Source organism: Kitasatospora sp. NPDC087861 (genome assembly GCF_044742585.1).
GTDB lineage: Bacteria > Actinomycetota > Actinomycetes > Streptomycetales > Streptomycetaceae > Kitasatospora.
The window spans coordinates 1-22,063 of sequence record NZ_JBIUUS010000050.1 but is presented as its reverse complement, the minus strand read 5'-3'; the positions used below and the strand labels follow the sequence as shown (position 1 = coordinate 22,063).

General features: G+C 73.6%; 22 protein-coding genes. 13 read left to right on the top strand and 9 right to left on the bottom strand.

Annotated features, from left to right (window positions below; genetic code table 11):
* Positions 1 to 62 precede the first annotated feature (62 nt).
* Positions 63 to 557, bottom strand: coding sequence for a hypothetical protein (locus ACIOJE_RS37345; protein WP_280683384.1), 495 nt, complete (start codon positions 555 to 557; stop codon positions 63 to 65).
* A gap of 272 nt (positions 558 to 829) precedes the next feature.
* Here ACIOJE_RS37345 and ACIOJE_RS37340 point away from each other — a divergent pair, with 272 nt between their 5' ends.
* From ACIOJE_RS37340 to ACIOJE_RS37330, 3 genes are read left to right on the top strand one after another with little or no spacing between them, the layout of a single operon-like run.
* Entirely contained in the window at positions 830 to 1,060 is a 231-nt protein-coding gene (locus tag ACIOJE_RS37340; protein ID WP_280683386.1) for a hypothetical protein, read from the top strand.
* 24 nt (positions 1,061 to 1,084) lie between these two features.
* Positions 1,085 to 1,588: a hypothetical protein gene (locus ACIOJE_RS37335; protein ID WP_280683388.1), complete on the top strand. Its 504-nt coding sequence runs from the start codon at positions 1,085 to 1,087 to the stop codon at positions 1,586 to 1,588.
* Positions 1,585 to 2,313, top strand: coding sequence for a class I SAM-dependent methyltransferase (locus ACIOJE_RS37330; RefSeq protein ID WP_400782703.1), 729 nt, complete (start codon positions 1,585 to 1,587; stop codon positions 2,311 to 2,313). Before ACIOJE_RS37335 ends, ACIOJE_RS37330 begins: the two co-directional genes overlap by 4 nt.
* Before the next feature lie 115 nt (positions 2,314 to 2,428).
* Here the strand turns inward: ACIOJE_RS37330 and ACIOJE_RS37325 are convergent, their stop codons facing one another.
* Positions 2,429 to 3,106, bottom strand: coding sequence for a phosphotransferase family protein (locus ACIOJE_RS37325; protein ID WP_400782701.1), 678 nt, complete (start codon positions 3,104 to 3,106; stop codon positions 2,429 to 2,431).
* 58 nt (positions 3,107 to 3,164) lie between these two features.
* A complete protein-coding gene (locus ACIOJE_RS37320; protein ID WP_280683393.1) occupies positions 3,165 to 3,638 on the bottom strand; it encodes a MarR family winged helix-turn-helix transcriptional regulator in 474 nt (157 codons plus the stop codon).
* A 57-nt stretch (positions 3,639 to 3,695) separates the two neighbouring features.
* Between ACIOJE_RS37320 and ACIOJE_RS37315 the strand changes: the two genes are divergently transcribed.
* Positions 3,696 to 4,535, top strand: a complete 840-nt coding sequence (locus tag ACIOJE_RS37315) for an alpha/beta fold hydrolase (RefSeq protein WP_400782698.1) — start codon at positions 3,696 to 3,698, stop codon at positions 4,533 to 4,535.
* 121 nt (positions 4,536 to 4,656) lie between these two features.
* Here ACIOJE_RS37315 and ACIOJE_RS37310 read toward each other — a convergent pair whose 3' ends face one another.
* From ACIOJE_RS37310 to ACIOJE_RS37295, 4 genes are all read right to left on the bottom strand, one after another.
* Positions 4,657 to 5,709: an SDR family oxidoreductase gene (locus ACIOJE_RS37310; RefSeq protein WP_400782695.1), complete on the bottom strand. Its 1,053-nt coding sequence runs from the start codon at positions 5,707 to 5,709 to the stop codon at positions 4,657 to 4,659.
* 187 nt (positions 5,710 to 5,896) lie between these two features.
* Positions 5,897 to 6,493 carry a TetR/AcrR family transcriptional regulator gene (locus tag ACIOJE_RS37305; RefSeq protein ID WP_400782693.1) on the bottom strand — a complete coding sequence of 199 codons (597 nt, stop codon included), beginning with the start codon at positions 6,491 to 6,493 and terminating at the stop codon, positions 5,897 to 5,899.
* Between the two features lie 62 nt (positions 6,494 to 6,555).
* Positions 6,556 to 7,209, bottom strand: a complete 654-nt coding sequence (locus tag ACIOJE_RS37300; RefSeq protein WP_400782691.1) for a histidine phosphatase family protein — start codon at positions 7,207 to 7,209, stop codon at positions 6,556 to 6,558.
* A 118-nt stretch (positions 7,210 to 7,327) separates the two neighbouring features.
* Complete coding sequence (locus ACIOJE_RS37295; RefSeq protein ID WP_400782689.1) at positions 7,328 to 8,329, bottom strand: aldo/keto reductase; 1,002 nt, start codon at positions 8,327 to 8,329, stop codon at positions 7,328 to 7,330.
* A 48-nt stretch (positions 8,330 to 8,377) separates the two neighbouring features.
* Here ACIOJE_RS37295 and ACIOJE_RS37290 point away from each other — a divergent pair, with 48 nt between their 5' ends.
* The 5 genes from ACIOJE_RS37290 (at position 8,378) to ACIOJE_RS37270 (ending at position 12,819) form a co-directional block, all read left to right on the top strand.
* Complete coding sequence (locus ACIOJE_RS37290; RefSeq protein ID WP_400782687.1) at positions 8,378 to 9,400, top strand: DUF5937 family protein; 1,023 nt, start codon at positions 8,378 to 8,380, stop codon at positions 9,398 to 9,400.
* Between the two features lie 63 nt (positions 9,401 to 9,463).
* Positions 9,464 to 9,793, top strand: coding sequence for a hypothetical protein (locus ACIOJE_RS37285; RefSeq protein ID WP_400782685.1), 330 nt, complete (start codon positions 9,464 to 9,466; stop codon positions 9,791 to 9,793).
* A gap of 160 nt (positions 9,794 to 9,953) precedes the next feature.
* The gene (locus tag ACIOJE_RS37280) at positions 9,954 to 10,670 is read left to right on the top strand and encodes a rhomboid family intramembrane serine protease (RefSeq protein ID WP_400782684.1); all 717 of its coding nucleotides are present in this window, start codon (positions 9,954 to 9,956) and stop codon (positions 10,668 to 10,670) included.
* 105 nt (positions 10,671 to 10,775) lie between these two features.
* On the top strand, positions 10,776 to 11,744 hold the full coding sequence (locus tag ACIOJE_RS37275) for a D-2-hydroxyacid dehydrogenase family protein (protein WP_280683411.1): 969 nt from the start codon (positions 10,776 to 10,778) through the stop codon (positions 11,742 to 11,744).
* Between the two features lie 247 nt (positions 11,745 to 11,991).
* Positions 11,992 to 12,819 (top strand): hypothetical protein, encoded by an 828-nt coding sequence (locus ACIOJE_RS37270; RefSeq protein WP_400782681.1) that lies wholly within the window; start codon positions 11,992 to 11,994, stop codon positions 12,817 to 12,819.
* A 7-nt stretch (positions 12,820 to 12,826) separates the two neighbouring features.
* Here the strand turns inward: ACIOJE_RS37270 and ACIOJE_RS37265 are convergent, their stop codons facing one another.
* Positions 12,827 to 14,419, bottom strand: a complete 1,593-nt coding sequence (locus ACIOJE_RS37265; RefSeq protein WP_400782679.1) for a M4 family metallopeptidase — start codon at positions 14,417 to 14,419, stop codon at positions 12,827 to 12,829.
* Positions 14,420 to 14,836: 417 nt separating this feature from the next.
* Here ACIOJE_RS37265 and ACIOJE_RS37260 point away from each other — a divergent pair, with 417 nt between their 5' ends.
* From ACIOJE_RS37260 to efeU, 4 genes are all read left to right on the top strand, one after another.
* The gene (locus ACIOJE_RS37260; protein ID WP_400782676.1) at positions 14,837 to 15,661 is read left to right on the top strand and encodes an ABC transporter ATP-binding protein; all 825 of its coding nucleotides are present in this window, start codon (positions 14,837 to 14,839) and stop codon (positions 15,659 to 15,661) included.
* A 193-nt stretch (positions 15,662 to 15,854) separates the two neighbouring features.
* The gene (gene efeO, locus ACIOJE_RS37255) at positions 15,855 to 17,003 is read left to right on the top strand and encodes an iron uptake system protein EfeO (RefSeq protein WP_400782674.1); all 1,149 of its coding nucleotides are present in this window, start codon (positions 15,855 to 15,857) and stop codon (positions 17,001 to 17,003) included.
* 107 nt (positions 17,004 to 17,110) lie between these two features.
* Positions 17,111 to 18,451, top strand: a complete 1,341-nt coding sequence (gene efeB / locus ACIOJE_RS37250) for an iron uptake transporter deferrochelatase/peroxidase subunit (RefSeq protein ID WP_400782672.1) — start codon at positions 17,111 to 17,113, stop codon at positions 18,449 to 18,451.
* Between the two features lie 49 nt (positions 18,452 to 18,500).
* Complete coding sequence (gene efeU, locus ACIOJE_RS37245; protein ID WP_280683422.1) at positions 18,501 to 19,334, top strand: iron uptake transporter permease EfeU; 834 nt, start codon at positions 18,501 to 18,503, stop codon at positions 19,332 to 19,334.
* A gap of 175 nt (positions 19,335 to 19,509) precedes the next feature.
* Here the strand turns inward: efeU and ACIOJE_RS37240 are convergent.
* The coding region (locus ACIOJE_RS37240) for an ABC transporter permease (RefSeq protein ID WP_400782669.1) at positions 19,510 to 22,063 on the bottom strand (2,554 nt) is incomplete at its 5' end.

Genomic DNA, 22,063 nt, shown 5'->3' with positions numbered 1-22,063 from the left:
CGTCCCGCCGCTCCGCCGCCTCGTCGGTCCGGGGTGGCGGAGCGGCGGCCGGGGCGGCCGTCTCAGCCGTAGATGCTGCGGCAGAGTCGGGCCTGCTCCGAGCCCGCGGGCCAGCGGCCGATGCGTTCGGCCTGGTCGCAGATGCCGCCCGGGCCGAGGCTCGCGCCGGGCGCCTGGGCAGCTGGGGCGGCGCCGGGCGTGGCCGGGGCGGGGGTGCCCCGGGTCGACGGGGTGGGGTGCGGGGTGCGGCCGGGCTTCGCGCGCGGGGTCGCCGCGTGCTGCGCGTCGGCCGACTCGTCCTCGCCCGGCGCGGTGGCCGGTGCGGCCGGGGCCGGTCCGGCGCCCTCCGGAGTGGGGGGCGGCAGCGGGGACGGCGCGGGAGTGGTGGCCGGCGGGGAGAACGCGGGCCGTCCCGCCGGGTCGGCGGGCGAGTCGGAGGCGGAGGGCGAGGTGTGCGGCAGCGTCACCACGTCCAGCTCGTCACCCGTCCCCGGCCCGTACGTCGCCAGGACCGCGGCGAGTGCGGCGACCGTCCCGACGGCTGCGGCGGCCCACACCTTCCGGGACCGCCGTCGGACCGGTGCCGGCGCCGGAGCAGGGGCCGGCGGGTGACCGGCCGGTACCGGGGGCGGCTGCCACGCGTCCTGCGGCCACTGCCATCGTCCTCCGGTGGGCTGCCCAGTCATGTTCCCGTCCTTCCAGCGCCGAACCCCCGCCGAACCCCCGCCGTACCTTTACCTGTGCTCAACGAGCGCGCCGACTCCGGGACATGACCCGGAAGAGGGTTCTGGACGGGCGCCGATTGCCACCGCGCCACATGCTTGGGGGCATGGAGACCAACAGCACGTCCAAGCCCCTGGTCGAGGTGGCCGACTTCCGGACCGACAGCCGCTACCGCCTGGTCCACTTCGAGGGTCACGGCTGGGAGCCGCTCGCCCCCGAGGAGTTCGAGCCCCGGATCCACCAGCTCTTTCCCGACCTCGACCCGCGCGATCCGATCCGCGTCCATTGGGCCGACCGCCCCTGGGAGTGGCCCGCCTGGCACCCCGGTGAGGCGTGAGTCGCCGTTCGTTACGCTGTCCGGGTGAGTGTGGATCATTTCTGGTGCCGCCTGCCCGGCCCGGCCGTCGACACCTGCTCGCCGAAGGAACTCGGCGAGCTCGTGCCCGACCGGCAGGACGTCCGGTACGACCAGCTGGCCGCCGCCGGCCTCCTGCTCGGCGTGCGGAGCACCGCCCGGCTGATGGAACTCGCGCTCACCGAGAACGGCCTGCACCCCGACCCGGCCGCGCGGCTGCCCGTGTACGGCGGCGAGCGCCGCGAGCCCGACGCCGCGCAGACCGGCCCGCTGGTGCTGCGCCCCGAGCAGGTCGCGGCCGCCTTCACCTTCCTGCGCGACTCGGCGCTCGGTGAACTCGTGCGCCAGCAGGACACCGTGCTGGCCCGTACGGTCGCGCACCTCGGGTACCCGACGCCGTGGTCCGAGTCCTGGGCGGCGCGGGTGGTCGCCGACCTGCGGGAGCTGCGCGACTTCTTCGGCGATGCGGCCGCGGCCGGTGACGCGGTGGTCGTCCGGGAGGCGGAGTGAACGCGGGGGCGGAGGGGCTGCGCGGGGTGGAAGGGCTGCGGGGCATGGAGGGGCTGCGGAGCATGGAAGGGTTGCGCGGGGTGGAAGGGTTGCGCGGGGTGGAAGGGGCGGACGGGTTGAACGGGCTTTCGAGCACGGCCGGTTACCGTGAGGCGGCGGAGGAGCTCGCCGTCCAGTACGAGAGCGTGACGTTCGCCGAGGTCCACGGGGACCTGCTGCACTGCTACCCCGGGCCGCCCGCCGCCGTCCTCGACGTGGGCGCCGGCACCGGGCGGGACGCGGCCGCCCTCGCCGCCCTCGGCCACCCGGTCGTGGCCGCCGAGCCGACCGCCGAACTCCGTGCCGTCGGCGAGCGGTTGCACGCCGGCTCCGGCGTCCGGTGGGCTGCCGACGCACTGCCCGGGCTGCCACAGCTGAGCGCCGGGGCCGAACGCTTCGACCTCGTCCTGGTGACGGCGGTCTGGATGCATCTCGCCCCCGCCGAACGGCCGTTGGCGATGGACGCCATCGGCCGACTGCTCGCTCCGGGCGGCCGCCTCGCCCTGACACTGCGCCACGGCCCCGTCCCGCCGGGCCGCCGGATGTTCGACATCCGGCCCGAGGAGACCGTCGCGCTCGCCGCCGTCCGGAGCCTGCACCTGCTCCACCGCACCGAGCGCGCCGACCTCCACGGCCGCGCCGACGTCCGCTGGACGGGCCTGGTCTTCGAGCGCGCTCCGTGCTGATCGGCGGAGCAGGTCGAGCAGATCGAGTGGTTGTCGGTGGTGGACCGGCCGGTGATCACGGTCCTGCGCCACTCCCGTGGCGGCCCGCGCCGACAAGCGGGGCGCAGGGCGTCGACTACCGGTCGTCCGACCACCCGGCGGTGGTCCGGGCCCGCTCCTCCCACTGCCGCACGCCCGGGCCGCTCGGATCCCGGCGGCGGCAGAAATCCTCCAGCCAAGCGCATGTGGCGAGCATGGAGCGGCGGCGCTCCGGCCAGGGCGGGACCGGTCGGTCGTAGGCGCGGAACAGGTGGTCGAGGGCGTCCAGGTGGTCGGGGTGGTGCATGCGTACGATCCACTCGCACCAGGCGAGGTCCTCCACCGGGTCGCCGAGGTGGGCGAACTCCCAGTCCAGGACGGCCGTGATCTCGAAGGTGACCGGGTCGAGCAGGAGGTTGTTGGGGCCGAAGTCGCCGTGCACCAGCACCGCACCGGACGTGGCCGGTCCGTTGGCGAGCACGCCCGGGTCGAGCTCCTGCAGTCGGCGCAGGACCCGTCCGCAGGTGGCGAGCACCTGGGGCCCGTGCCCGGCGTCCAGCAAGTCCTGGGCGGGTACCCCGGGTAGGTGCCCGAGGGTGAGTTCATCCCCCTGCGCGGCGAGCACCGGCGGCACCGGCAGCACGCCCTGAAGGTGCGCCAGCAGTTGCCGCTCGCGCGCCAGCCGGGCCTCCCGGCCCGGGCCGTGGTAGCGCTTCACCACGACACTGCCGTCGCCCGTGGTGTGGTTGGTGTAGCCGTGCCGCATGGGATGCATACGCTGATCATCGTTGAGCCGGGGCGGGTGGAGCCAGCGAATACCCGGCGCGCTCGGGTCAGTTCACGTCGACGTGGTCGAAGAGTTCGAGCATCTGCGTGAGGACGTGCACGCAGGCGGTCAGGTCGGCGTCGGTCAGGTCGCCGCCGACCTGGCGGAGCAGATCGTGCTCGCGGTCGGTCGCCGCGGTGACGGCGGCCCGGCCGTGGTCGGTCAGCCGGATCAGCGAGGACCGCTGGTGGGCGGGGTTCGGGGTGATCTCGACCAGCTCCAGGGCCGCCGCGTCGTTGACCATGCGCTGGACGAACTGTCGGCTCAGCGCCTGGGCGCGGCCCATCTGCGGGACGGTCATCGGCCCGTGCTCCACGAGCAGGAGCAGTACGGCGCGCACACCGACGGACAGCCCCTCGATGGGCGCCGCCAGCTCCACCTTGCGGAGCACGCGCCGGTAGAGCGGGCCGACCAGGTCGAACACCTCCATCAGCCGGCGGGCGAGGACGTCGGGCGGGAGCGGGGCGTCAGTATCGGTCACCCGCCCATCATGACACCTTGGTTGCCAATTCCCGAAGAGGATGGCAACTTGGTTGTCATGACTGACACCTCTGACGTCTGTTCATTCGAATTCGACGACGGTCGCGGCCGCCTGGTCCACCGTGACGCCGGGTCCGGGCAGCCGCTGGTCCTGCTGCACGGTGGCCTCCTGGACCACCGCATGTGGGACGACCAGATCGCCGTCCTCGCCCGGGACTACCGGGTGATCGCGCCGGACGCCCGGGGCCACGGCGGGTCCTCCAACGCGACCGGGCCGTTTCGGCACACCGACGACCTCGCCGCCCTGCTGCGCCACCTCGACACCGGCCCCGCGCTCGTCGTCGGGCTGTCGATGGGTGGTGCCGTCGCCGTCGACACCGCGCTCGAACACCCGGACCTGGTCCGCGCGTTGGTCATCAGCGGGGTCGGCACCAGCGAGCCGGTGTTCCAGGACCCGTGGATCGGCGAGATCCGGGACGAGGAGATGCGTGCGCTGGCCGCGGGCGACATCGAGGGCTGGATCGCGGCGTTCACCCGGCTCTCGACCGGCCCGAACCGCACGCTCGACGAGGTCGACCCGGACGTCGTGCACAGGCTGCGGGAGATGACCCGGCGGACCATCACCAAGCACGCCCCCGACGAACCCGATCACCAGGTGCCCGTCACCGACACCTGGGAGCGGGCGGCGACGATCACGGTCCCGGTGCTGGCCATCAACGGCGGCCTCGACTCGGCGGATCACATCGGCGCGGCCGAACGGCTGGTGGGCATCGTCGCCGACGGTCGGGCGACGACGGTCGAGGGCACCGGGCACTACCCCAACATGGAACGGCCGGAGGTCTTCAACGGGATCCTCGGGGACTTTCTCCGGACCGTGTCGGCCGCCCGGACGGACTGACCTGGCGTCAGTTCGGAGCGGGCCCGGCGGCCGGGGGCGGCGGCCTCCCCGTCCGCCGGGCGGCTCCTCACCGCCCGGGGGCACACAGGAAGTCGGCCTGCTCGACGTCCTGTGCGGGGGCTCACCGGGGCGGGGCACCGAAGTCCTCGGCGACCAGCTGGGCGGCCCAGTGCCGGAGGGCCGGGATGAGGGGCGGGTGGGTGAGACCGGCGGCGGTGGCGAGGCGGTCGGCGGAGGCGGTGTCGTAACGGTCCTCGGAGAGGAACGTGAGGGTCTCCGGGTCGGCGCCGGTGAGGGCGCGGGGGAGCCGACGGACCAGGCCGACGGGGATCAGGCCGCGGGGCGGGCGAACGCCGAGGTGGGCGGCGATCAGGGCGATCAGGTCGGGGAGGACCGGGGTGGCCGGGTCCAGAACGCTGTGAGCCTGGACGGGTGCCCGGTCGTGCTCGGGGACGGCGGCGAGGAACCGGGCCAGGTGGTCGACGGTAACGACGGGCAGGAAGGTGCGGCGGGTGCCCGGCAGCAGGGGGAGGCGGCCGCGGTGGAGTTGGCGGACGAGCTGGGCGAGGCCGAGGTACTGGCCGGCCTCGCCGGTCCGCGAGTGGCCGATCACGCTGCTGGGGTTGACGGTGGTGAGCGGGACCCCGAGGCGGGGTGCGGTGACGCGGACGGCGGCGTCGCCGAGCTGCTTGGACGCCTCGTACGCGCCGAGGCGCGCGTAGAGGGCTGTGGTGGCGCGGGGGTCGAGCGGGTACTGCGGCTGCGGGTCGCGGCCGACGCGGTAGCCGGAGAGGTGCACCAGGCGGCGCAGCCGGGGCCGGGTGGCGGACCACCGCAGGGCGTGCAGGGCGCCGTGGACGTTGGCGGGTTCGGCCTGGGCGGGGGTGAGGCCGAACCGGTAGCGGGCGGCGAGGTTGTGGACGTCGCGGACCTCGGCGAGCCGGGCGTCGTCCTCGGGGGAGAGGCCGAGGCCGGGGCGGGTGAGGTCGGCGGCGACGGTGGTGAGCGCGGTGTCGTCGGCCCCGTGGGCGCGCAGCCAGTGGCGGAGGTCGGTGCCGCGGACGGCGGCGGCCACGGGCTCGCCGCGGGTGAGGAGTTCGAGGACGAGCCAGCGGCCGAGGAAGCCGGTGGCGCCGAGGACGAGGGTGCTGGGCGGTGGCGCGAGGGGCGGCATGCGGCGCTCCTGAATCTGTAGACCGGTCTGTATATTTTGTGGGCGCGAGGACGCCCCTGGGAGTGCGGGGAGAGGGCTGAGCCGCGCACCGGACGGTGGCGGCCCCACCTCGTCAGGGCCCGCGCGGTGCGACGGCCTACGCGGTGCGACGGCCCGCGCGGTGCGACGGCCTACGCGGTGCGACGGCCTACGCGGTGCGGGCGGCGGCCGGCTGCGTGCCCAGCAGGTGGCGGACGGCGTGCTGGGCGTGGTCCAGCGGCTCGCGGCTGCGCCGGACCGACGCGAGCAGGACCGCGCCCTCCATCAGGGCGAGCGCCTGTCCGGCGGCCGTCGCGGCCTCGGCCGGCCGGAAGCCCTCGGTCTCCAGCCGGCCGGCCAGCACGCGCTGCCAGCTCTCGTACACTTCCGCGCAGACGGCGCGCAGCGGCTCGTTGGTGCCGGCCACCTCCAGGGCGACGGTCGCGATCGGGCAGCCCTTGGTGTAGTCGGACCGCGCCAGCCGCTCGGCGAACACCTCGGTGAGCCGCTCGGTGAGTGCTCCGCTGTCAGCGCCCTCGGCGGCCAGCGAGGCGAGCAGGTCCCCGACCTCCTGGCCGGCCTGGGTGAGGGAGGCGGCGACCAACTGGTCCTTGCCCTCGGGGAAGTGGAAGTAGAGCGAGCCGCGCGGTGCGCCGGCCTCGGCCACGATCTGGTTGAGGCCGGTCCCGAAGTAGCCCTGTGCCTCGATCAGCGTCCGGGTGCCGGCGATCAGCCGGGCCCGGGTCTCCTCACCCTTGACTCCCATGCGGAAAACAATAGACCGGTCTGCATATTCCTGTCGACGGGACGTTAGCGCCAGCGTCGGCCTCAGCACCGCAGCTCGGGCGAGAAGCCGGTCCAGCGCAGTTCGTCGGGCAGGTGGCGCATGTCGTTGTGGAGCAGCACGGCCGACGGCCGACCGGGCGCGTAGCGGATGACGGTCAGTGCCGCGTTGCCGGAGTTCAGGCCGAGCCAGCGCCAGGGCGGGGCGTCCAGCGTGTGCCGGACCAGCCAGCCGATCAGGAAGGCGTGCGTGACGACCAGTTCGTGTCGGTCCGCGCCGCCCGGCACCGGCCCGGTGAACCGCCGGACGGCCCGACGCGCCAGCTCCGGACCGCGGGTGCGTTCCTCCGCCGTGGGCTGCGCGAGGAAGTCCAGCAGGAAGTCGGCGCTGTCGGCGGGCAGTTCAGGCCGCGACGGGACGTACGGGAGGTAGTCGCCGGCCTCCTCGCGGACCGTCGGGCTCACGCGGTCCAGCTGCCCACTGGCTGCCCGCCCGGCGGTCAGTTGCTCGGCGATCAGCCGCGCGCTCTGCGCGGCCCGGGGCAGCGGCCCGTGGTGCACCGCCGAGATCGGGCGGTCCGCCAGCCGCCGTCCGAGCAGGACGGCCTGCCGGCGCCCGTCGGCCGTGAGCCCGCTGCCGTCGGGGGCGGCCTCGCCGTGGCGGGTCAGGTAGAGGTAGCGGGTGGCGGACTCGGCCATGCTCCGGGACTCCTTCGTTCGGGTCTTCGGGCCCACGTGCGCTCGGGCCCCCGTGCTCGCGGTGGCGATCACGGGCTCCTCCCGGAGCGACGCCGTCGCGGCCCGGCCCGGTTCCGGATCAGCCCGCGTGGGCCTCGTCCAGCTGCGCCAGCTCCTCCGGTGCGAGGTGCAGCGCGCCGGCGGCGATGTTGTCCTCCAGGTGCGCCAGGTCGCCGGTGCCGGGGATGGCCAGGACGTGCGGGCCCCGGTGCAGGGTCCAGGCCAGCCGGACCTGGGCCGGGCTGACCCCGCGCGCCTGCGCCACCGCCCGTACCTGGGCGGGCTCGGTCTCGCCCGTGCCGGACTCCCGCCCGGCCCCGGCGATCGCGTAGAACGGGACGAAGGCGATGCCCTGTTCGCCGCAGAGCCGCAGGAGGGCGTCCTGCTCCGGCGAGGCGCCGATGCCGTACGGGTTCTGCACGCAGCGGACGGGTGCGATGGCCTGCGCCTCGGCGAGCTGGTGCGGGTGGATGTTGGAGACGCCGAGCTCGCGGATCAGCCCGGCCTGGCGCAACTCGGCCAGGGCGCCGAAGCGTTCGGCGATCGAGTCGGTGCCGGCGATCCGCAGGTTCACCAGGTCGAGGTGATCGCGGCCGAGTTGGCGCAGGTTCTCCTCGACCTGGCCGCGCAGCTGCTCCGGGGTGCGGGCATGCTCCACCCACGCGCCGTCGAGCCCCCGGCCGGGGCCGACCTTGGTGGCGATCACCAGGTCGTCGGCGTACGGCGCGAGTGCCCGGTTGATCAGCTCGTTGGCGGAGCGCAGCGGGGAGAAGTAGAAGGCGGCGGTGTCGATGTGGTTGACGCCCAGCTCGACGGCGCGCCGCAGGACGCGGACGGCCTGCTCGCGGTCGCGCGGCACGGCGTGCGGGACGAGCGCCCGGCCGGTCTGCGGCAGGCGCATCGCGCCGAAGCCGATCCGGTGGACGGCGCGGTCACCGAGCGTCCAACTGCCGGAGGCGGCGGCGGTGACGGGGGAGGTGGCGGGTTCGGACGGGGCGGTGACGGGGGAGGCGGCGTGTTCGGACGGGGCGGTGACGGGGGAGGCGGCGGGTTCGGACGGGGCGGTGGTGTGGGAGGTCATGCCCGTCATGATCGCCACTGCACTACCCTGACCGCCAACGATTCGGACATGTGTGAATCCACGGGGGCGGAGTTGGCGGCGGAGCTGCTGTTCACGGCGGGCGACCTGGCGCGGATGCGCTTCGCGGTCTCGCCGATGTGGGAGGTGGGCCCGAGCCTGCGCCTGCTGCATTCGGGGCTCGCGCACGCCGTCCACCAGCCCTGGGTGGAACAGGTCCGGCCCCGGCTGGCCGCCGCCGGGCCGGCCCACGGCTGGCTGGCCGAACTCGTCCCGCCCGCCGGCTACGTGCCCGACTTCGTCAACCCCGCCCCGGCCGGGCCCGCGCCCACCCTGGCGGGCGAACTGGCCGCGATCCGGGCCACCCCGGCCGAGCGGGTGCGCCGCGACCTCGACCGGATGCGGGACGGCCAGGGCCGGCTCGGCCCCCGGCTGCGCGCCCTGTACGCCGACCCGGCGGCCGGCCTGGCCCGGCTCACCGAGGCGATCGAGGCGTACTGGGATCTCGCGCTCGCGCCGTACTGGGCGCGGATCCGCGCCGTCCTGGACGCGGACGTGCTGCACCGGGCCCGTCAGGTCGCCGAGCACGGCGCGGCCCGGGCCCTGAACGACCTGCACGCCGAACTGTGCTGGACGGAGGACACCCTGCGGCTGCGCCGCCGGTCCCGCCCGCTGTCGCGCCGGACGGCGGGGGCGGGCCTGCTGCTGATCCCGTCCGCCTTCACCGGCTCGGCGCTGTTCAGCCGGGTCGCCCCGCCGGACCCGCCGCAACTCGCCTACCCCGCCCGGGGGATCGGTACCCTGTGGGCCGCCGGCGCCGCCCCGGCCACCGGCACGGCCGCGCTCGCCGCGGTCCTCGGCCGCTCCCGGACCCTGCTGCTGACCGAGCTCGCAGCCCCGGCCTCCACCACCGAACTCGCCCACCGCACCGGGCTGTCGCCCTCGGCCGTCTCCCAGTACCTGACGGCGCTGCGGGACGCCCGGCTGGTCAGCGCCCACCGCGCCGGGCGCTCGGTGCTCTACGCCCGGACGGCCTCGGCGGAGGCCCTGCTGGCGCCGCTGATGCGGGCCTGACCGCCCACGGGGGTGCCCACGCGGCCTGGCTGCAGTCGGGCGCCGCTCGGTAGGCTGCCCGGCATGGACTGGGAGGGCATCGTCGAGGAGCCGCAGGGCTCGCTCACCGCGCTCGACGGTCGTCTCCTGCTCGACCCGGACACCCGGATCGCCACCGTGGACGGCCGCGAGGTCCACCTCACCCGCCAGGACACCCGGGTGCTGCGCGCCCTGATCGAGCTGGGTGAGGGGGTGCACGACCCGCTGGACATCATCGAGCGGGTCTGGGGCTGCTGGCCGGACCCGCGCGAGTTGCGGGTGCCGATGGCCGTCCTGACCTTCAAGCTCGGCGAGCCGTCGTGGATCGAACGGACCGAGGACGGCTACGGCCTGCGCGCCCCGGAGCGCCCGTAGGGCTTGTCCGGCGGCGGTTCCCGCCGTCATGCCGCGGCAGTGACGACTGTCACGCCTGGTTCATGATCGTCCGCACTGGCGCGGGATCCGGCCGGATCGGGATGATGAGCCAGGTCAACGGGGCGGGTCGCCCCGGGCGTGTTCGAACGGGGGATCGGCGATGTCGCCGCATGAGATCGGGTTGTACGCGAGCGCGGCCGCCGTGGTCGGCTCGGGGCTGCGGTTGCTGGTGCTGGCCGTCGGACCGGCCGGCGGCTCCGCAGCCGCCGGCCGGCCGGGGGAGGTGCTGGCCGTCGTCCGCGCCGCCCTGGCACGGCGGCCCTGGGTCACGGTCACGCTGTTCGCCGTGATGGCGGTGATGGCCATCCTGCAGTACGCGGTGCCCGCCGTGGTCGACGATCTGATGCGGCAGCCGGGTGCGCTGTCCGACGGGCAGTGGTGGCGGGCCGGTACCGCGCTGCTGGTGCAGTCCTCGGGCCTCGGGCAGATCGCGATGAACCTGCCGGCGCTGCTCGTGGTCGGTGCCGTCGCCGAGGCGGTCCTCGGGTGGTGGCGGACCCTGGCGGTCTTCCTCGTCAGCGGTGTCCTCGCGCATGTGGTGAGCCTGGCCGGCTGGTCGCCGCGCGGTGGCGGCGACTCCGTGGCGGTCTGCGGTCTGCTCGGCGCCCTGGCCGTCACCTGCCTGCTGCGCGGGGACCTCCGAGGCCCCGCATTCAAGGCCAACTGGTTCGTGCTGCTCGTCCCGGCGGCCGCGCTGGTGCTGTGCGCGATGGAGAACAACCACGGCGCCGGCCTGCTGGCGGGCTGTCTGCTCGGCCTGGCCGTCGCCCCGGGGACCTTCGGGACGGCGGGCCGCTCGCAGCCCGTCACGCCCTGACCGTTCCGCTGCCACGGCCCGGACCGCTGGTCCCGGTGTCATCGCCATACCCGCTGCTCTTCCCCCGGGTGCCGTGCACCGAGGGGGGACTGCGAGAGTGCGGGTATGACACTTCGGACACTTCGCTGCGCCGTCCTCGACGACTTCCAGGGCGTCGCCACCAGCGTCGTCGACTGGTCCCCGGTCGCCGACCGGGTGGCGGTGACGGCCTTCCGTGAGCACCTCGGCTCGGAGGACGAACTCGCCGCCGCGCTGGTCGACTTCGACATCGTGGTGACCCTGCGCGAGCGGGTGCCGTTCCCGGCCTCGGTGTTCGCCCGGCTGCCGAGGCTCCGGCTGCTGATCGCCTCCGGCATGCGGAACTCGGTGATCGACTACGCGGCCGCCGAGGCGCACGGCGTGACCGTCTGCGGGACGGCCAGCTCCTCCACCCCGCCGGTCGAGCTGACCTGGGCGCTGCTGCTCGGCCTGGCCCGCGGCATCGTGCCGGAGAGCACGGCGGTGCGCGAGGGCGGCCCCTGGCAGAGCACCGTCGGCGCCGATCTGCACGGCCGGGTGCTCGGGCTGCTGGGGCTGGGGAAGATCGGCAGCCTGGTCGCCCGGGTCGGACTGGCCTTCGGCATGGACGTGGTGGCCTGGAGCCGGAACCTCACGGACGAGCGGGCCGCCGAGGTCGGCGTGCGTCGGGCGGCCACCAAGGAGGAACTGCTGAGCGGCAGCGACTTCGTCTCGATCCACCTCGCGCTGGGCGAGCGCACCCGGGGGCTGCTCGGCCCGGCCGAACTCGCCCTGATGAAGCCCGAGGCCTACCTGGTGAACACCTCCCGGGCGGCGATCGTCGACCAGGACGCGTTGCTGGCCGCGCTCACCGAAGGCCGGATCGCGGGCGCGGCCGTGGACGTCTTCGACGTCGAGCCGCTGCCCGCCGACCACCCGCTGCGCACCGCGCCCCGGCTGCTGGCCACCCCGCACCTGGGGTACGTGTCGCGGGACAACTACCGCCGCTACTACGGCGAGGCGGTGGAGGACATCGCGGCCTTCCTGGCCGGCGAGCCGATCCGCCGGCTGGGCTGACACCCGTGGCGGCGTCCGCCCGCCGCGCGTGCCCCGGCCGCATACTGGCCGCGTGACGAGCGCAGACGGTGGACGGGGTACGGGTCGGCGCGGTGTGCTGAGGGCGGGTGCGGCCGCGCTTCTGCTGGGCGCGGCGGGTTGTGCGGGCGGCGCCGGGAAGCCGGTGGCGCCGGCGAGTTCGGGCACCCGGCAGCCCACGACGGGGACGTCCGGGCAGACGCCACCGGCGACGCCAGCGGCATCCCCCTTGCCGCAGCCCCCGCTCTGGCAGCCCGGCCCGTCCGAGGTGCAGCCCGACGTCAAGCGCCGCGCCGTCGAGCTGGTCGCTGCGCTCGGCGCCTGGCCGCCCGGCGGGCAGGGCGCGGAGGCGGCCCGGGCCAGGGTGGCGGCGCTCGGCCTGCCGCCCGCGCTGGCGGACCAGGCCGGGCCGCTGGCCCCGGCGGTGTCCGAGGCGAGCCTGGAGGTGATCGACGCCCAGTACGGCGGGATCCTCGCGGACTCGGCGAGCGTGCTGGTGGTCTGCCGGCAGTGGACCCGCGGGTCCGACGGCCCGATCGCGGAGGGCGGCACGACGGTGGACGTCCGGCTGAGCCGGGCCGAGCCGCGCTGGACCGTCACCGGCCTGAACCCGGGAGACCCGGGGCCGGCCGCCGCCACGCCCTCCCCGGGGGTGGCGCAGGTGCTGGCCCAGCCGAGGATCGAGCTGCCGCCCGAGGCGGCCGCCGACCTGCGCAGCGGCACCGTGCACGACAGCGTGGTGCAGGCGATGCTCCGGCTGGCCGGCCCGTACACGCTCTCGGTGAGCGTGGTGCGGACCGGCCATCCGTTGGACGTCTTCGGCACGACCCGGCCCAGCGACCATCCGCGGGGCCGGGCCTTCGACGTCTGGCGGATCGACGGCCGGGCGGTGGTGGACCCGGCGACGCCCCGGCAGTTGGTCGAGTCCTTCATGCGGGACGCGGCCGCCGCCGGTTCGTACAACGTGGGCGGTCCGGTGGCGATCCCGGGCGTCGGCAGTCAGTTCTTCACCGACGACACCCACCACGACCACGTCCACGTCGGGTTCACCGCCTGACGGTGCGTCAGTTGACGTTGACGCCGCTCCAGGCCGCCGCGACGGCCTTGTACTCGGTGCTGTTGAGGCCGTAGAGGTCCTTGGCGGCACTGAGGGAGGCGGTGCGGGCGCCCTTGTAGTTCGTGGTGGAGGTCATGTAGACGGTCAGCGCGCGGTACCAGATCTTGGCGATCTTCTGGTTGCCGATGCCGGTCACCGTGGAGTTGTTGCAGGTGGGGCTGTTGTAGGTGAAGCCGTTGATGGTCTTGCTGCCGCTGCCCTCGCTGGCCAGGTAGAACCAGTGGTTGCCGACGCCCGAGGAGTTGTGCACGTCGAGCTTGCCGACCGAGCTGCTCCAGCAGTCCGCCGACCGGCCGTCCAGGGAGGGCTTGTCGAAGCGGCGCAGCCACGGCGGGGTGGACTGGTCGCTGAACAGGTAGTCGCCGGTGTCGACCGGGTTGTTGGCGTACCACTCGACCATGGTGCCGAAGATGTCGCTGGTGGACTCGTTGAGGCCGCCGGACTCGCCGCTGTAGCGCAGGTTGGCGGTGGCGCTGGTGACGCCGTGGGTCATCTCGTGGCCCATGGTGTCGAGGTCGACCTGCTCCGGGTCGGTGCTGCCGTCGCCGTCGCCGGTCATCATGCAGAAGCAGCTGTCCGACCACTGGGCGTTGTCCCAGTTGGTGCCGACGTGGACGAAGACGGTGGCGCCCTTGCCGTCGTTCTTGATGCCGTTCCGGCCGAAGGTGTTCTTGTAGTAGTCGAACGTCCAGGCGGTGTTGGCGTGGGCGTCGACGGCGGCGGTGGAGCGGTCGGTGGAGAACTTCTTCCCGTCGCCCCAGACGTTGGTGGTGCTGGTGAACGGGGTGCCGGAGGTCGCCTTGAGCGCGCTCGCCGCGACGTTGTTGGCGTCCTTGGTGACGTGGCCGCGGACCGGGTCCTTGAGGGTGTAGCCGCCGCTCTGGGCGGTGGTGTCGATCGTGATGTCGCCGGTGTACTCGGAGTGGCCGGTGCCGGCGGCCTGGTGCTCGGCGTCGTAGGTCTCGATCTGCTCGCCGGTGGTGGCGTCCGTGACGACCACCTTGCCGGCCGGCTGGCCGTGCTCGCCGCTGCCCTCGACGGTCGTCCGCCAGGCGAGCCGGGGCGTGCCGTCGGCGGCCCAGACGACCAGCTCGGGCGTGCTGGTGGCGTCCTGGACGCCGGGCGCGGCCGCGATCGCGTTGGCGGCGCCGGCCTGCGCGGGCACCTTCGGGACGGTGGACGTGACGGCGGCGTCGTGGGCGGCCGCGCGGGAGGAGTCCTTGAGCCGGCCGCGGGCGTCCTGGTGGACGACCAGGTCGCCGCCGACCACCGGGAGGCCCTGGTAGGTGCGGTCGAAGCGGACGTGCTGGGTGCCGTCGGCGTCGAGGACGACGTCCTTGACCACGAGGTCCTGGCCGGCGCCGAAGCCGAACACCCCGGCGTTGCGGGTGACGTTGGCGCGGGCCTGGGCTATCGCGGCCTCGCGCGTGCCGGTGGCGGCGGAGGCCGTACCGGTGGGGACGACGACGCTGACGAGCGCGGCGACGACCGCGATGGCTCCGGCCGCGAGGGCGCGGCGGGAGGAGGAGGTGGGGCTCACTCTGACTCCAGTCGGGGTAGCTGCAGGGAAAAGAGCTGCGACTGAGATTGATGGCGATCAGTCAGGTGGAGCTAGAGGAAAGGTCATATCTTTGCCAAGTTGTGTCCTGCTCAAATCAAAAATGATCAGAAACTGGCAACCCGTCACGCTCCGACGCTTCCCGCCCGCTTCTCCGCCGGTCTCCCCGCCCGCTTCCCCGTCCGTCGGCCCCGGCTCTCCCCTCGACCCCGTCGACGCCTTCGATCATCCCCTCAACTCCCGCCGCACAGCAGGGTTCTGGGCCGTCCACTCCTCGGACGGCCCGGCCCGGTGCGGAGCGGTGGTTGTACTCTGCACGCGGATGGTCGGCGCCGGCCCGTCCGGTACGGCGCCACGCCCTGTACCCTGCCCGGCGCCGCATTCCGGAGGTCCGCCCCCATGAGCTCGTCCGTCCCGTCCTTCGACGGCCCGCTGCTGCGCACCCAGGACGTCGACGTCGTGCGCGACGGGCGCCACCTGCTGCGCGGGATCACCCTCGCCATCGAGCCGGGCGAGCACTGGGCGCTGCTCGGGCCCAACGGGGCGGGCAAGTCCACCCTGCTCGCCCTGCTGGGCGCGGTCTCCCACCCCACCCGGGGCGAGGTGGACGTGCTCGGCCGCCGGCTCGGCCGGGTGGACATCCGCGAGCTGCGCGCCCATCTCGGGCACGTCAACCCCCGGCACCCGCTGCGCTCGCCGCTGACGGTGCGCGAGGTGGTGCTGACGGGGCACGCCAACACCATCGAGCCGGAGCTGCACCGCAAGCCCGGCCCCGAGGTGCTGGATCGGGCCGAGCAGCTGATCGAGACGCTCGGCATGACCGCGATCGCCGAGTCCCCGTGGACCACCCTGTCGCAGGGCGAGCGCGGCCGGGCCCTGATCGCCCGCGCGCTGATGCCGAGCCCCCGGCTGCTGCTGCTCGACGAGCCCGCGACCGGGCTGGACCTGACGGCCCGCGAGCTGCTGCTGGACAGCCTGGACCTGCTGCGCCACCAGCATCCGGAGCTGGCCAGCGTGCTGGTCACCCACCACCTGGAGGAGCTGCCGGAGAGCACCACCCACGCCCTGCTGCTGCGGGACGGCCAGTGCGTGGCGGCCGGACCGGTGGCCGAGGTGATGACCACCGAGCTGATCAGCCTGACCTTCGGCCACCCGATCCGGATCAGCCGCCACGAGGGCCGGTGGACGGCCCGCGCGGCCGCCCGCCGGGCGCCCGGGCACTGACGGGCCCCGATCGGGCCGGCGGTTTCCAGGGGCCGCTGCGGGCGGGCGGTTCGCTTCCGGTTGGGGGGCGGGTGTAGACGTAAATAACTTTTTACGTAAGGTATGCCTTAGCTAAGGCGGGGTCGTCGTTCGTCGCCCCACCGGCGCTCAGCCCTGCCCCGGCACCCCCATGCCCTTTTCCGTTGGAGCCCGCATGTCCGCCCGCCGCCGTTCCACCGCAGCCGCGCTGCTCACCCTCGCCGTGGCGACCGCCACCCTGGCCGGCTGTGCGGAGAAGAAGGACGACAAGGCGGGCGGCTCGGACGCGGTCAAGATCAACGCCACCGACACCGCCTGCGAGGTCTCCAAGACCAGCTTCCCGGCCGGCCACGTCGTCCTGGACATCGGCAACAAGGGCTCGAAGACCACCGAGGTCTACGTCTACGCCGCCGGCGACAAGATCGTCACCGAGCGCGAGAACATCGGCCCCGGCACCAAGGCCACCATCAACGCCGAGATCAAGGCCGGCTCGTACGAGATCGCCTGCAAGCCCGGCATGGTCGGCGACGGCATCCGTCAGAAGATCACCGTGACCGGCGAGGGCGGCAGCTCCGCCGCCGCCGACCCGCGCCTGGCCGTCGCCGTCGACGCGTACCGCACGTACGCCCAGCAGCAGGCCGACGCCACCATCCCGGCCGTCGAGGCCTTCGCCGCCGCGATCAAGGCCGGCGACGTGGAGAAGGCCAAGTCGCTGTACGCGCCGTCGCGCACCGGCTGGGAGCGCACCGAGCCGGTCGCCGAGAGCTTCGGCGACGTCGACCCCAAGACCGACACCCGCGAGGACAAGCTGGAGGCCGGCCAGCAGTGGACCGGCTGGCACAAGCTGGAGAAGTCGCTCTGGGCCGACGCCAAGATCGGTGACGACGAGAAGAAGCTCGCCGACCAGCTGGTCAACGACCTCAAGGACTGGCAGAAGAAGATCCCCGAGGCCGAGATCACCGCGACCAGCATGGCCAACGGCGCCAAGGAACTGCTGGACGAGGTCGCCACCAACAAGATCACCGGCGAGGAGGACCGCTACAGCCACACCGACCTGGCCGACTTCCAGGCCAACGTCGAGGGTGCGCAGAAGGCCTACGAGCTGCTGAAGCCGGTCGCCGCCGAGAAGGACCCGGAGCTGGCCAAGACGCTGGACTCCGAGTTCACCGCCATCCAGGCCCTGCTCGCCAAGTACAAGCAGGCCGACGGCACCTACACCTCGTACGACAAGGTCACCGAGGCCGAGCGCAAGACCTTCTCCGACGCCGTCAACTCGCTGGGCGAGCCGCTGTCGAAGCTGGCCGCCGCCGTCGTCGTCAAGTAGCGCCCCAGGTTCCACCCCGAGCACCATTCCCACCCCACCGACGCCGTGGCGGCCCGAAGCGGCCGCCACGGCATCGGCGAGTCAGCACAGAGAAGGATCCGCCGCCGATGGACGCCGAGAACGCCCAGGCCGTCGAGAACGCCCAGGCCGTCGACACCGCGCAGCCGCCCGGGACGCCGAGTGCGTCCGGGGGCGCCGTCAGCCGACGGGTCGTGATCGGCTGGGCCGGCGCGGGCGTCGCGCTCGGCGCCGCCGCCGTCGGCTCGGTCGCCGCGGCCACCCGGCAGGACGACGCCGCCCCGGCACCGGCCGCCCAGACCGGCGCGGACGTGCCCTTCTACGGCGAGAACCAGTCCGGCATAGCCACCCCGGTCCAGGACCGCCTGCACTTCGCCGCCTTCGACGTCTCCGAGAAGGCCACCCGCGAGTCGCTGGTCAAGATGCTCAAGGAGTGGACCAAGGCCGCCGCCGCGATGACCGGCGGCCGCGAGGTCGGCACCGGCGCCGCCAACGGCCTGCCCGAGGCGCCGCCGGACGACACCGGCGAGGCCCTCGGCCTGCCCGCCTCCCGGCTCACGCTCACCATCGGCTTCGGCCCCACCCTGTTCGAGAAGGCCGGACCGGACGGTCAGCCCGTCGACCGCTTCGGCCTCCGGACCAAGCGACCCGAGGCCCTGATCGACCTGCCGACCTTCAAGGGCGACAAGCTCGACCCGCTGCGCAGCGGCGGCGACATCTGCGTCCAGGCCTGCGCCGACGACCCGCAGGTCGCCGTGCACGCGATCCGCAACCTGGCCCGGATCGGCATGGGCACCGTCAACATCCGCTGGTCCCAGCTCGGCTTCGGCAAGACCTCCTCCACCACCCCGGACGCCCAGACCCCGCGCAACCTGATGGGTTTCAAGGACGGCACCCACAACATCGCGGGCACCGACGCCGCCGGGCTGGCCGAGCACGTCTGGGCCGCCCCCGGCGACGGCCCCGAGTGGATGACCGGCGGTTCCTACCTGGTCGCCCGGCGGATCCGGATGCACGTCGAGACCTGGGACCGCGCCTCGCTCAAGGACCAGGAGGACACCTTCGGCCGCACCAAGGGCGAGGGCGCCCCGTACGGCAAGGCCAAGGAGCACGACGCGCCGGACCTCAAGGCGATGCCCGCCGACTCGCACGTCGCCCTGGCCCACCCGGACGCCAACAACGGCCTGATGATCCTGCGCCGCGGCTTCTCCTTCACCGACGGCACCGACGGCCTCGGCCGCCTGGACGCCGGCCTGTTCTTCCTCGCCTACCAGCGGGACACCCGCAAGGCCTTCGTGCCGCTCCAGCAGCGGCTCGCGGCCAGCGACAAGCTCAACGAGTACATCCAGCACGTCGGCTCCGCCCACTTCGCCTGTCCGGCGGGCGTCCGCAAGCCGGGGGAGTGGTGGGGCCAGGCCCTGTTCGGCTGACGCCCCGACCGCTTTCCCCCCGTACCACCTCGACCCCCCAGGAGCCCGCGTGTTCGGCAACTACCTGATCGGCCTGCGCGAAGGCCTCGAAGCCAGCCTGGTCGTCTGCATCCTGATCGCCTATCTGGTCAAGACCGGCCGCACGGACAAGCTGCCGCCGGTCTGGATCGGCGTCGCCTCGGCCGTCGTACTCAGCATGGCCTTCGGCGCCGTGCTCCAGTTCGGCTCCTCGCAGCTCACCTTCGAGGCCCAGGAGGCGCTGGGCGGCTCGCTGTCGATCATCTCGGTCGGGCTGGTCACCTGGATGGTGTTCTGGATGCGCCGTACCGCCCGGCACCTGAAGACCGAGCTGCACGGCAAGCTGGACGCGGCCATCGCCATGGGCACCACGGCCCTGGTGGTCACCGCCTTCCTGGCGGTCGGCCGCGAGGGCCTGGAGACCGCGCTGTTCATCTGGTCGGCGGTGCAGGCCACGAACGACGGCTACAACCCGCTGATCGGCGCCGCGCTCGGCCTGCTCACCTCGGTGGTGCTCGGCTGGCTGTTCTACCGCGGCGCGTTGAAGATCAACCTGGCCAAGTTCTTCACCTGGACCGGCGCGATGCTGGTGGTCGTCGCGGCCGGCGTGCTCGCCTACGGCGTGCACGACCTGCAGGAGGCCGGCTGGCTGCCCGGGCTGCACAGCGTGGCCTTCGACATCAGCAGCACCATCCCCAAGGACAGCTGGTACGGCACCCTGCTCAAGGGCGTGTTCAACTTCCAGCCGGACCCGACCGTGCTGCAGCTGGTGGTCTGGCTGCTCTACCTGCTGCCGACCCTCGCCGTCTTCTTCGGCCTGCTCGGCCGCAAGGTGAAGCCCCTCGCGCCCAAGCCGGCCGCCTGACCGGCCCGTTCGCCCTCCGCACCGCCCCGCCCGGCACCCGCCGGACGGGGCGGTGTCGTAGGCGGACGCATCCTTGTACGCACCACCGACGGTCCGTCCCGCAGTGGGACCGGACACGCGCGGGGCCCCGGACGATCGCCGATCGTCCGGGGCCCCAGGCGTATTCCGGGTGGGACTACTCGCTCTTGATCGCGCCCAGGATGTCCATCCGGGCGGCCCGGTGGGCCGGCCAGAGGGCGGCCAGCAGGCCGATCACCGCGGCCGCGACCAGGAAGCCGACGATCTGCAGCGGCGGCACCACGGTGGTCATGTTCTTGAACGAGTCCGCGATCGCGTGGTTGCCCGCCCAGGCCACCAGGACCCCGAGCCCGACCCCGACCACGCCGCCGAACAGCGCGATCAGCAGCGACTCCAGCCGGACCATCCGGCGGATGCCGACCCGGTCCAGGCCGATCGCCCGCAGCATGCCGATCTCCCGGCGCCGCTCGAACACCGACATCGCCATGGTGTTGACCACACCGAGCACCGCGACCACCACGGACATGCCGAGCAGCCCGTACATGACGTTCAGGACGTCGGTGACCATCCGGCGGGTCTCCGCCTTGATGTCCTTCTCGCCCTTGACCGCGATCAGCGGGTTACCGCCGGTCGCGTCGCGCAGCGCCTGCTTCAGCTTCTCGTCCGCGCCGTTGGCGCCCTTCACCAGGATCTTCTGCAGGCCGGAGCCGGGCAGCGCGTGCGGGCCGACCACGGTGTCCGGGGCGACGATGCCCGCCAGCGCGGTGTTGGCCTCCAGCACGGCGCCGATGGTGAGCGAGCCCTTGGTGTCATCCGGGTAGGTGACGGCGAGGGTGTCGCCGACCTTGTAGCCGTTGCGCTCGGCGGTGCCCGAACTCACCATCAGCCGGCCCTGCCTGAGGGCGTCCGCGGAACCGTCCTTGACCTTGACGGTGGCCAGCTGGTCGATGGCCGCGGCGTCGACCGCCGTCAGCCACTCGTTGTCGGAGCCGTCCGCGCCGGTCGTCACCGGTACGCTGCGCATCACGCTCATCGCGCTGACACCGGGTGCCTTGGCGATCTGGCCGGCGACCTCGGGGGAGAGCATCGAGAAGTTCTGCATGGCGACCGTGTAGTCGGCCTTGAGGTCGCTCGTGGTCGCCTCCTCGACGGCCTTGTTCACCGAGGCGCCGACCACGGTCAGCGCGGTGATCAGGGTGACGCCGATGGTCAGCGCCGAGGCGGTGGCCGCCGTCCGGCGCGGGTTGCGGATCGCGTTCTCCTGGGCCAGCTTGCCGGGCGTGCCGTACAGCCGGCGCAGCAGCGGGGCGAACAGGGCGATCAGCGGCCGGGACAGCAGCGGGGTGAGCACGAACACGCCGATCATCAGTGCGCCCGCGCCGAGGCCGACCAGCTTGGCCTCCTTGCCGCCCGCACCCGCCGCCAGCGCGCCCGCGCCGGCCAGGCCGAACAGCAGGCCGATCGTGTTGCGGACCAGCAGGCTCTTCTGGGTGGCGGGCTGCTCGGTGGAGCTCATCGCGGCCACCGGGGCGATCCGGGAGGCCTTGCGGGCGGGCAGCCAGGCGGCCAGCACCGTCACCAGCACGCCGACCAGGAGCGAGGCGATGATCGTGGAGGGGCTGATCACCAGCGGGCCGTCCGGCAGGTTGGCGTCCATCGGGCCGTTCAACAGGGACTGCAGCCCGGCCGCGATGCCGATGCCGGCGAGCAGACCGGCCACCGAGGCGGTCAGGCCGAGCAGCAGCGCCTCGATCAGCACCGAGCGGGTGATCTGCTTGCGGCTGGCGCCGACGGCGCGCAGCAGGGCGAGTTCCTTGGTGCGCTGGGCGACCAGCATGGTGAAGGTGTTGGCGATGATGAAGATCCCGACGAACAGCGCGATCGCGGCGAAGCCCAGCAGCACCGTGCTCATGACCTTGGTGCCCTCGGCGATCATCCGGTCCTGCTCGTCGGCGAGCTCGCGGCCGGTCCTGGCCTCGATGTCACCGCCCTGCGGGAGGGCCTGCCGGACGGCGGCGAGCAGGGCGGTGTCGTCGGCGCCCGGCTTGCCCTTGACGTCCAGCTCGGCGAAGCGGCCCGGGCTCAGGTAGAGCTGCTGGGCGGTGGCGGTGTCGAAGGCCGCGAGCGAACCGCCGGAGATCACGCGCGGGTCGTTGGCGTGCAGGGTACCGGTGAGCTTGAGCTCCATCACCGGGCCGTTGACGGCCACCCGGACGGTGTCGCCGACCCGGTAGCCGCCCTTCTCGGCGGTCCTGGCGTCCAGCGCCACCTCGCCCGAGGTCCGCGGGCCGCGCCCCGCGACCAGCGGGTAGCGTGCGTCGGTGCCGTCGGCGCCCGGTACGTAGTTGGTGCCGGTGGTGGAGAAGCCGTCGCCGATCAGCGCGCCCTTCCGGTCGGCGATGCCGGCGAAGCCGCTGACCACGCCGCGCGCCTCGGCGGCGCCGGGCAGCGCCGCGACCGCCTTGCGGGTCTCCTCGGTCAGGGCCGGGCCGGAGGCGGTCCTGCCGCCGTGGTCGTAGCCCCGGTTGACGGCGTTGCGGTCGCTGACCGTGACGGCGATGTCGGTGTAGCTCTTGGAGTTCTGGGACCTGAGCGCGTTGCCGAAGGTGTCGGTGTAGACCATGGTCCCGGCGACGAAGGCGGTGCCGAGCATGACGGCGAGTGCCGTCATCAGCAGTCGGCCCTTGTGGGCCAGCACGTTGCGCAGTGCG

Bases quoted from the DNA above. Each gene is read 5' to 3' on its own strand.
- ACIOJE_RS37340 (WP_280683386.1), top strand. From the start codon at position 830: ATGGAGACCAACAGCACGTCCAAGCCCCTGGTCGAGGTGGCCGACTTC.
- ACIOJE_RS37325 (WP_400782701.1), bottom strand. From the start codon at position 3,106: ATGCATCCCATGCGGCACGGCTACACCAACCACACCACGGGCGACGGC.
- ACIOJE_RS37315 (WP_400782698.1), top strand. From the start codon at position 3,696: ATGACTGACACCTCTGACGTCTGTTCATTCGAATTCGACGACGGTCGC.
- ACIOJE_RS37310 (WP_400782695.1), bottom strand. From the start codon at position 5,709: ATGCCGCCCCTCGCGCCACCGCCCAGCACCCTCGTCCTCGGCGCCACC.
- ACIOJE_RS37305 (WP_400782693.1), bottom strand. From the start codon at position 6,493: ATGGGAGTCAAGGGTGAGGAGACCCGGGCCCGGCTGATCGCCGGCACC.
- ACIOJE_RS37300 (WP_400782691.1), bottom strand. From the start codon at position 7,209: ATGGCCGAGTCCGCCACCCGCTACCTCTACCTGACCCGCCACGGCGAG.
- ACIOJE_RS37295 (WP_400782689.1), bottom strand. From the start codon at position 8,329: ATGACCTCCCACACCACCGCCCCGTCCGAACCCGCCGCCTCCCCCGTC.
- ACIOJE_RS37290 (WP_400782687.1), top strand. From the start codon at position 8,378: ATGTGTGAATCCACGGGGGCGGAGTTGGCGGCGGAGCTGCTGTTCACG.
- ACIOJE_RS37285 (WP_400782685.1), top strand. From the start codon at position 9,464: ATGGACTGGGAGGGCATCGTCGAGGAGCCGCAGGGCTCGCTCACCGCG.
- ACIOJE_RS37280 (WP_400782684.1), top strand. From the start codon at position 9,954: ATGTCGCCGCATGAGATCGGGTTGTACGCGAGCGCGGCCGCCGTGGTC.
- ACIOJE_RS37275 (WP_280683411.1), top strand. From the start codon at position 10,776: ATGACACTTCGGACACTTCGCTGCGCCGTCCTCGACGACTTCCAGGGC.
- ACIOJE_RS37260 (WP_400782676.1), top strand. From the start codon at position 14,837: ATGAGCTCGTCCGTCCCGTCCTTCGACGGCCCGCTGCTGCGCACCCAG.
- efeO (WP_400782674.1), top strand. From the start codon at position 15,855: ATGTCCGCCCGCCGCCGTTCCACCGCAGCCGCGCTGCTCACCCTCGCC.
- efeB (WP_400782672.1), top strand. From the start codon at position 17,111: ATGGACGCCGAGAACGCCCAGGCCGTCGAGAACGCCCAGGCCGTCGAC.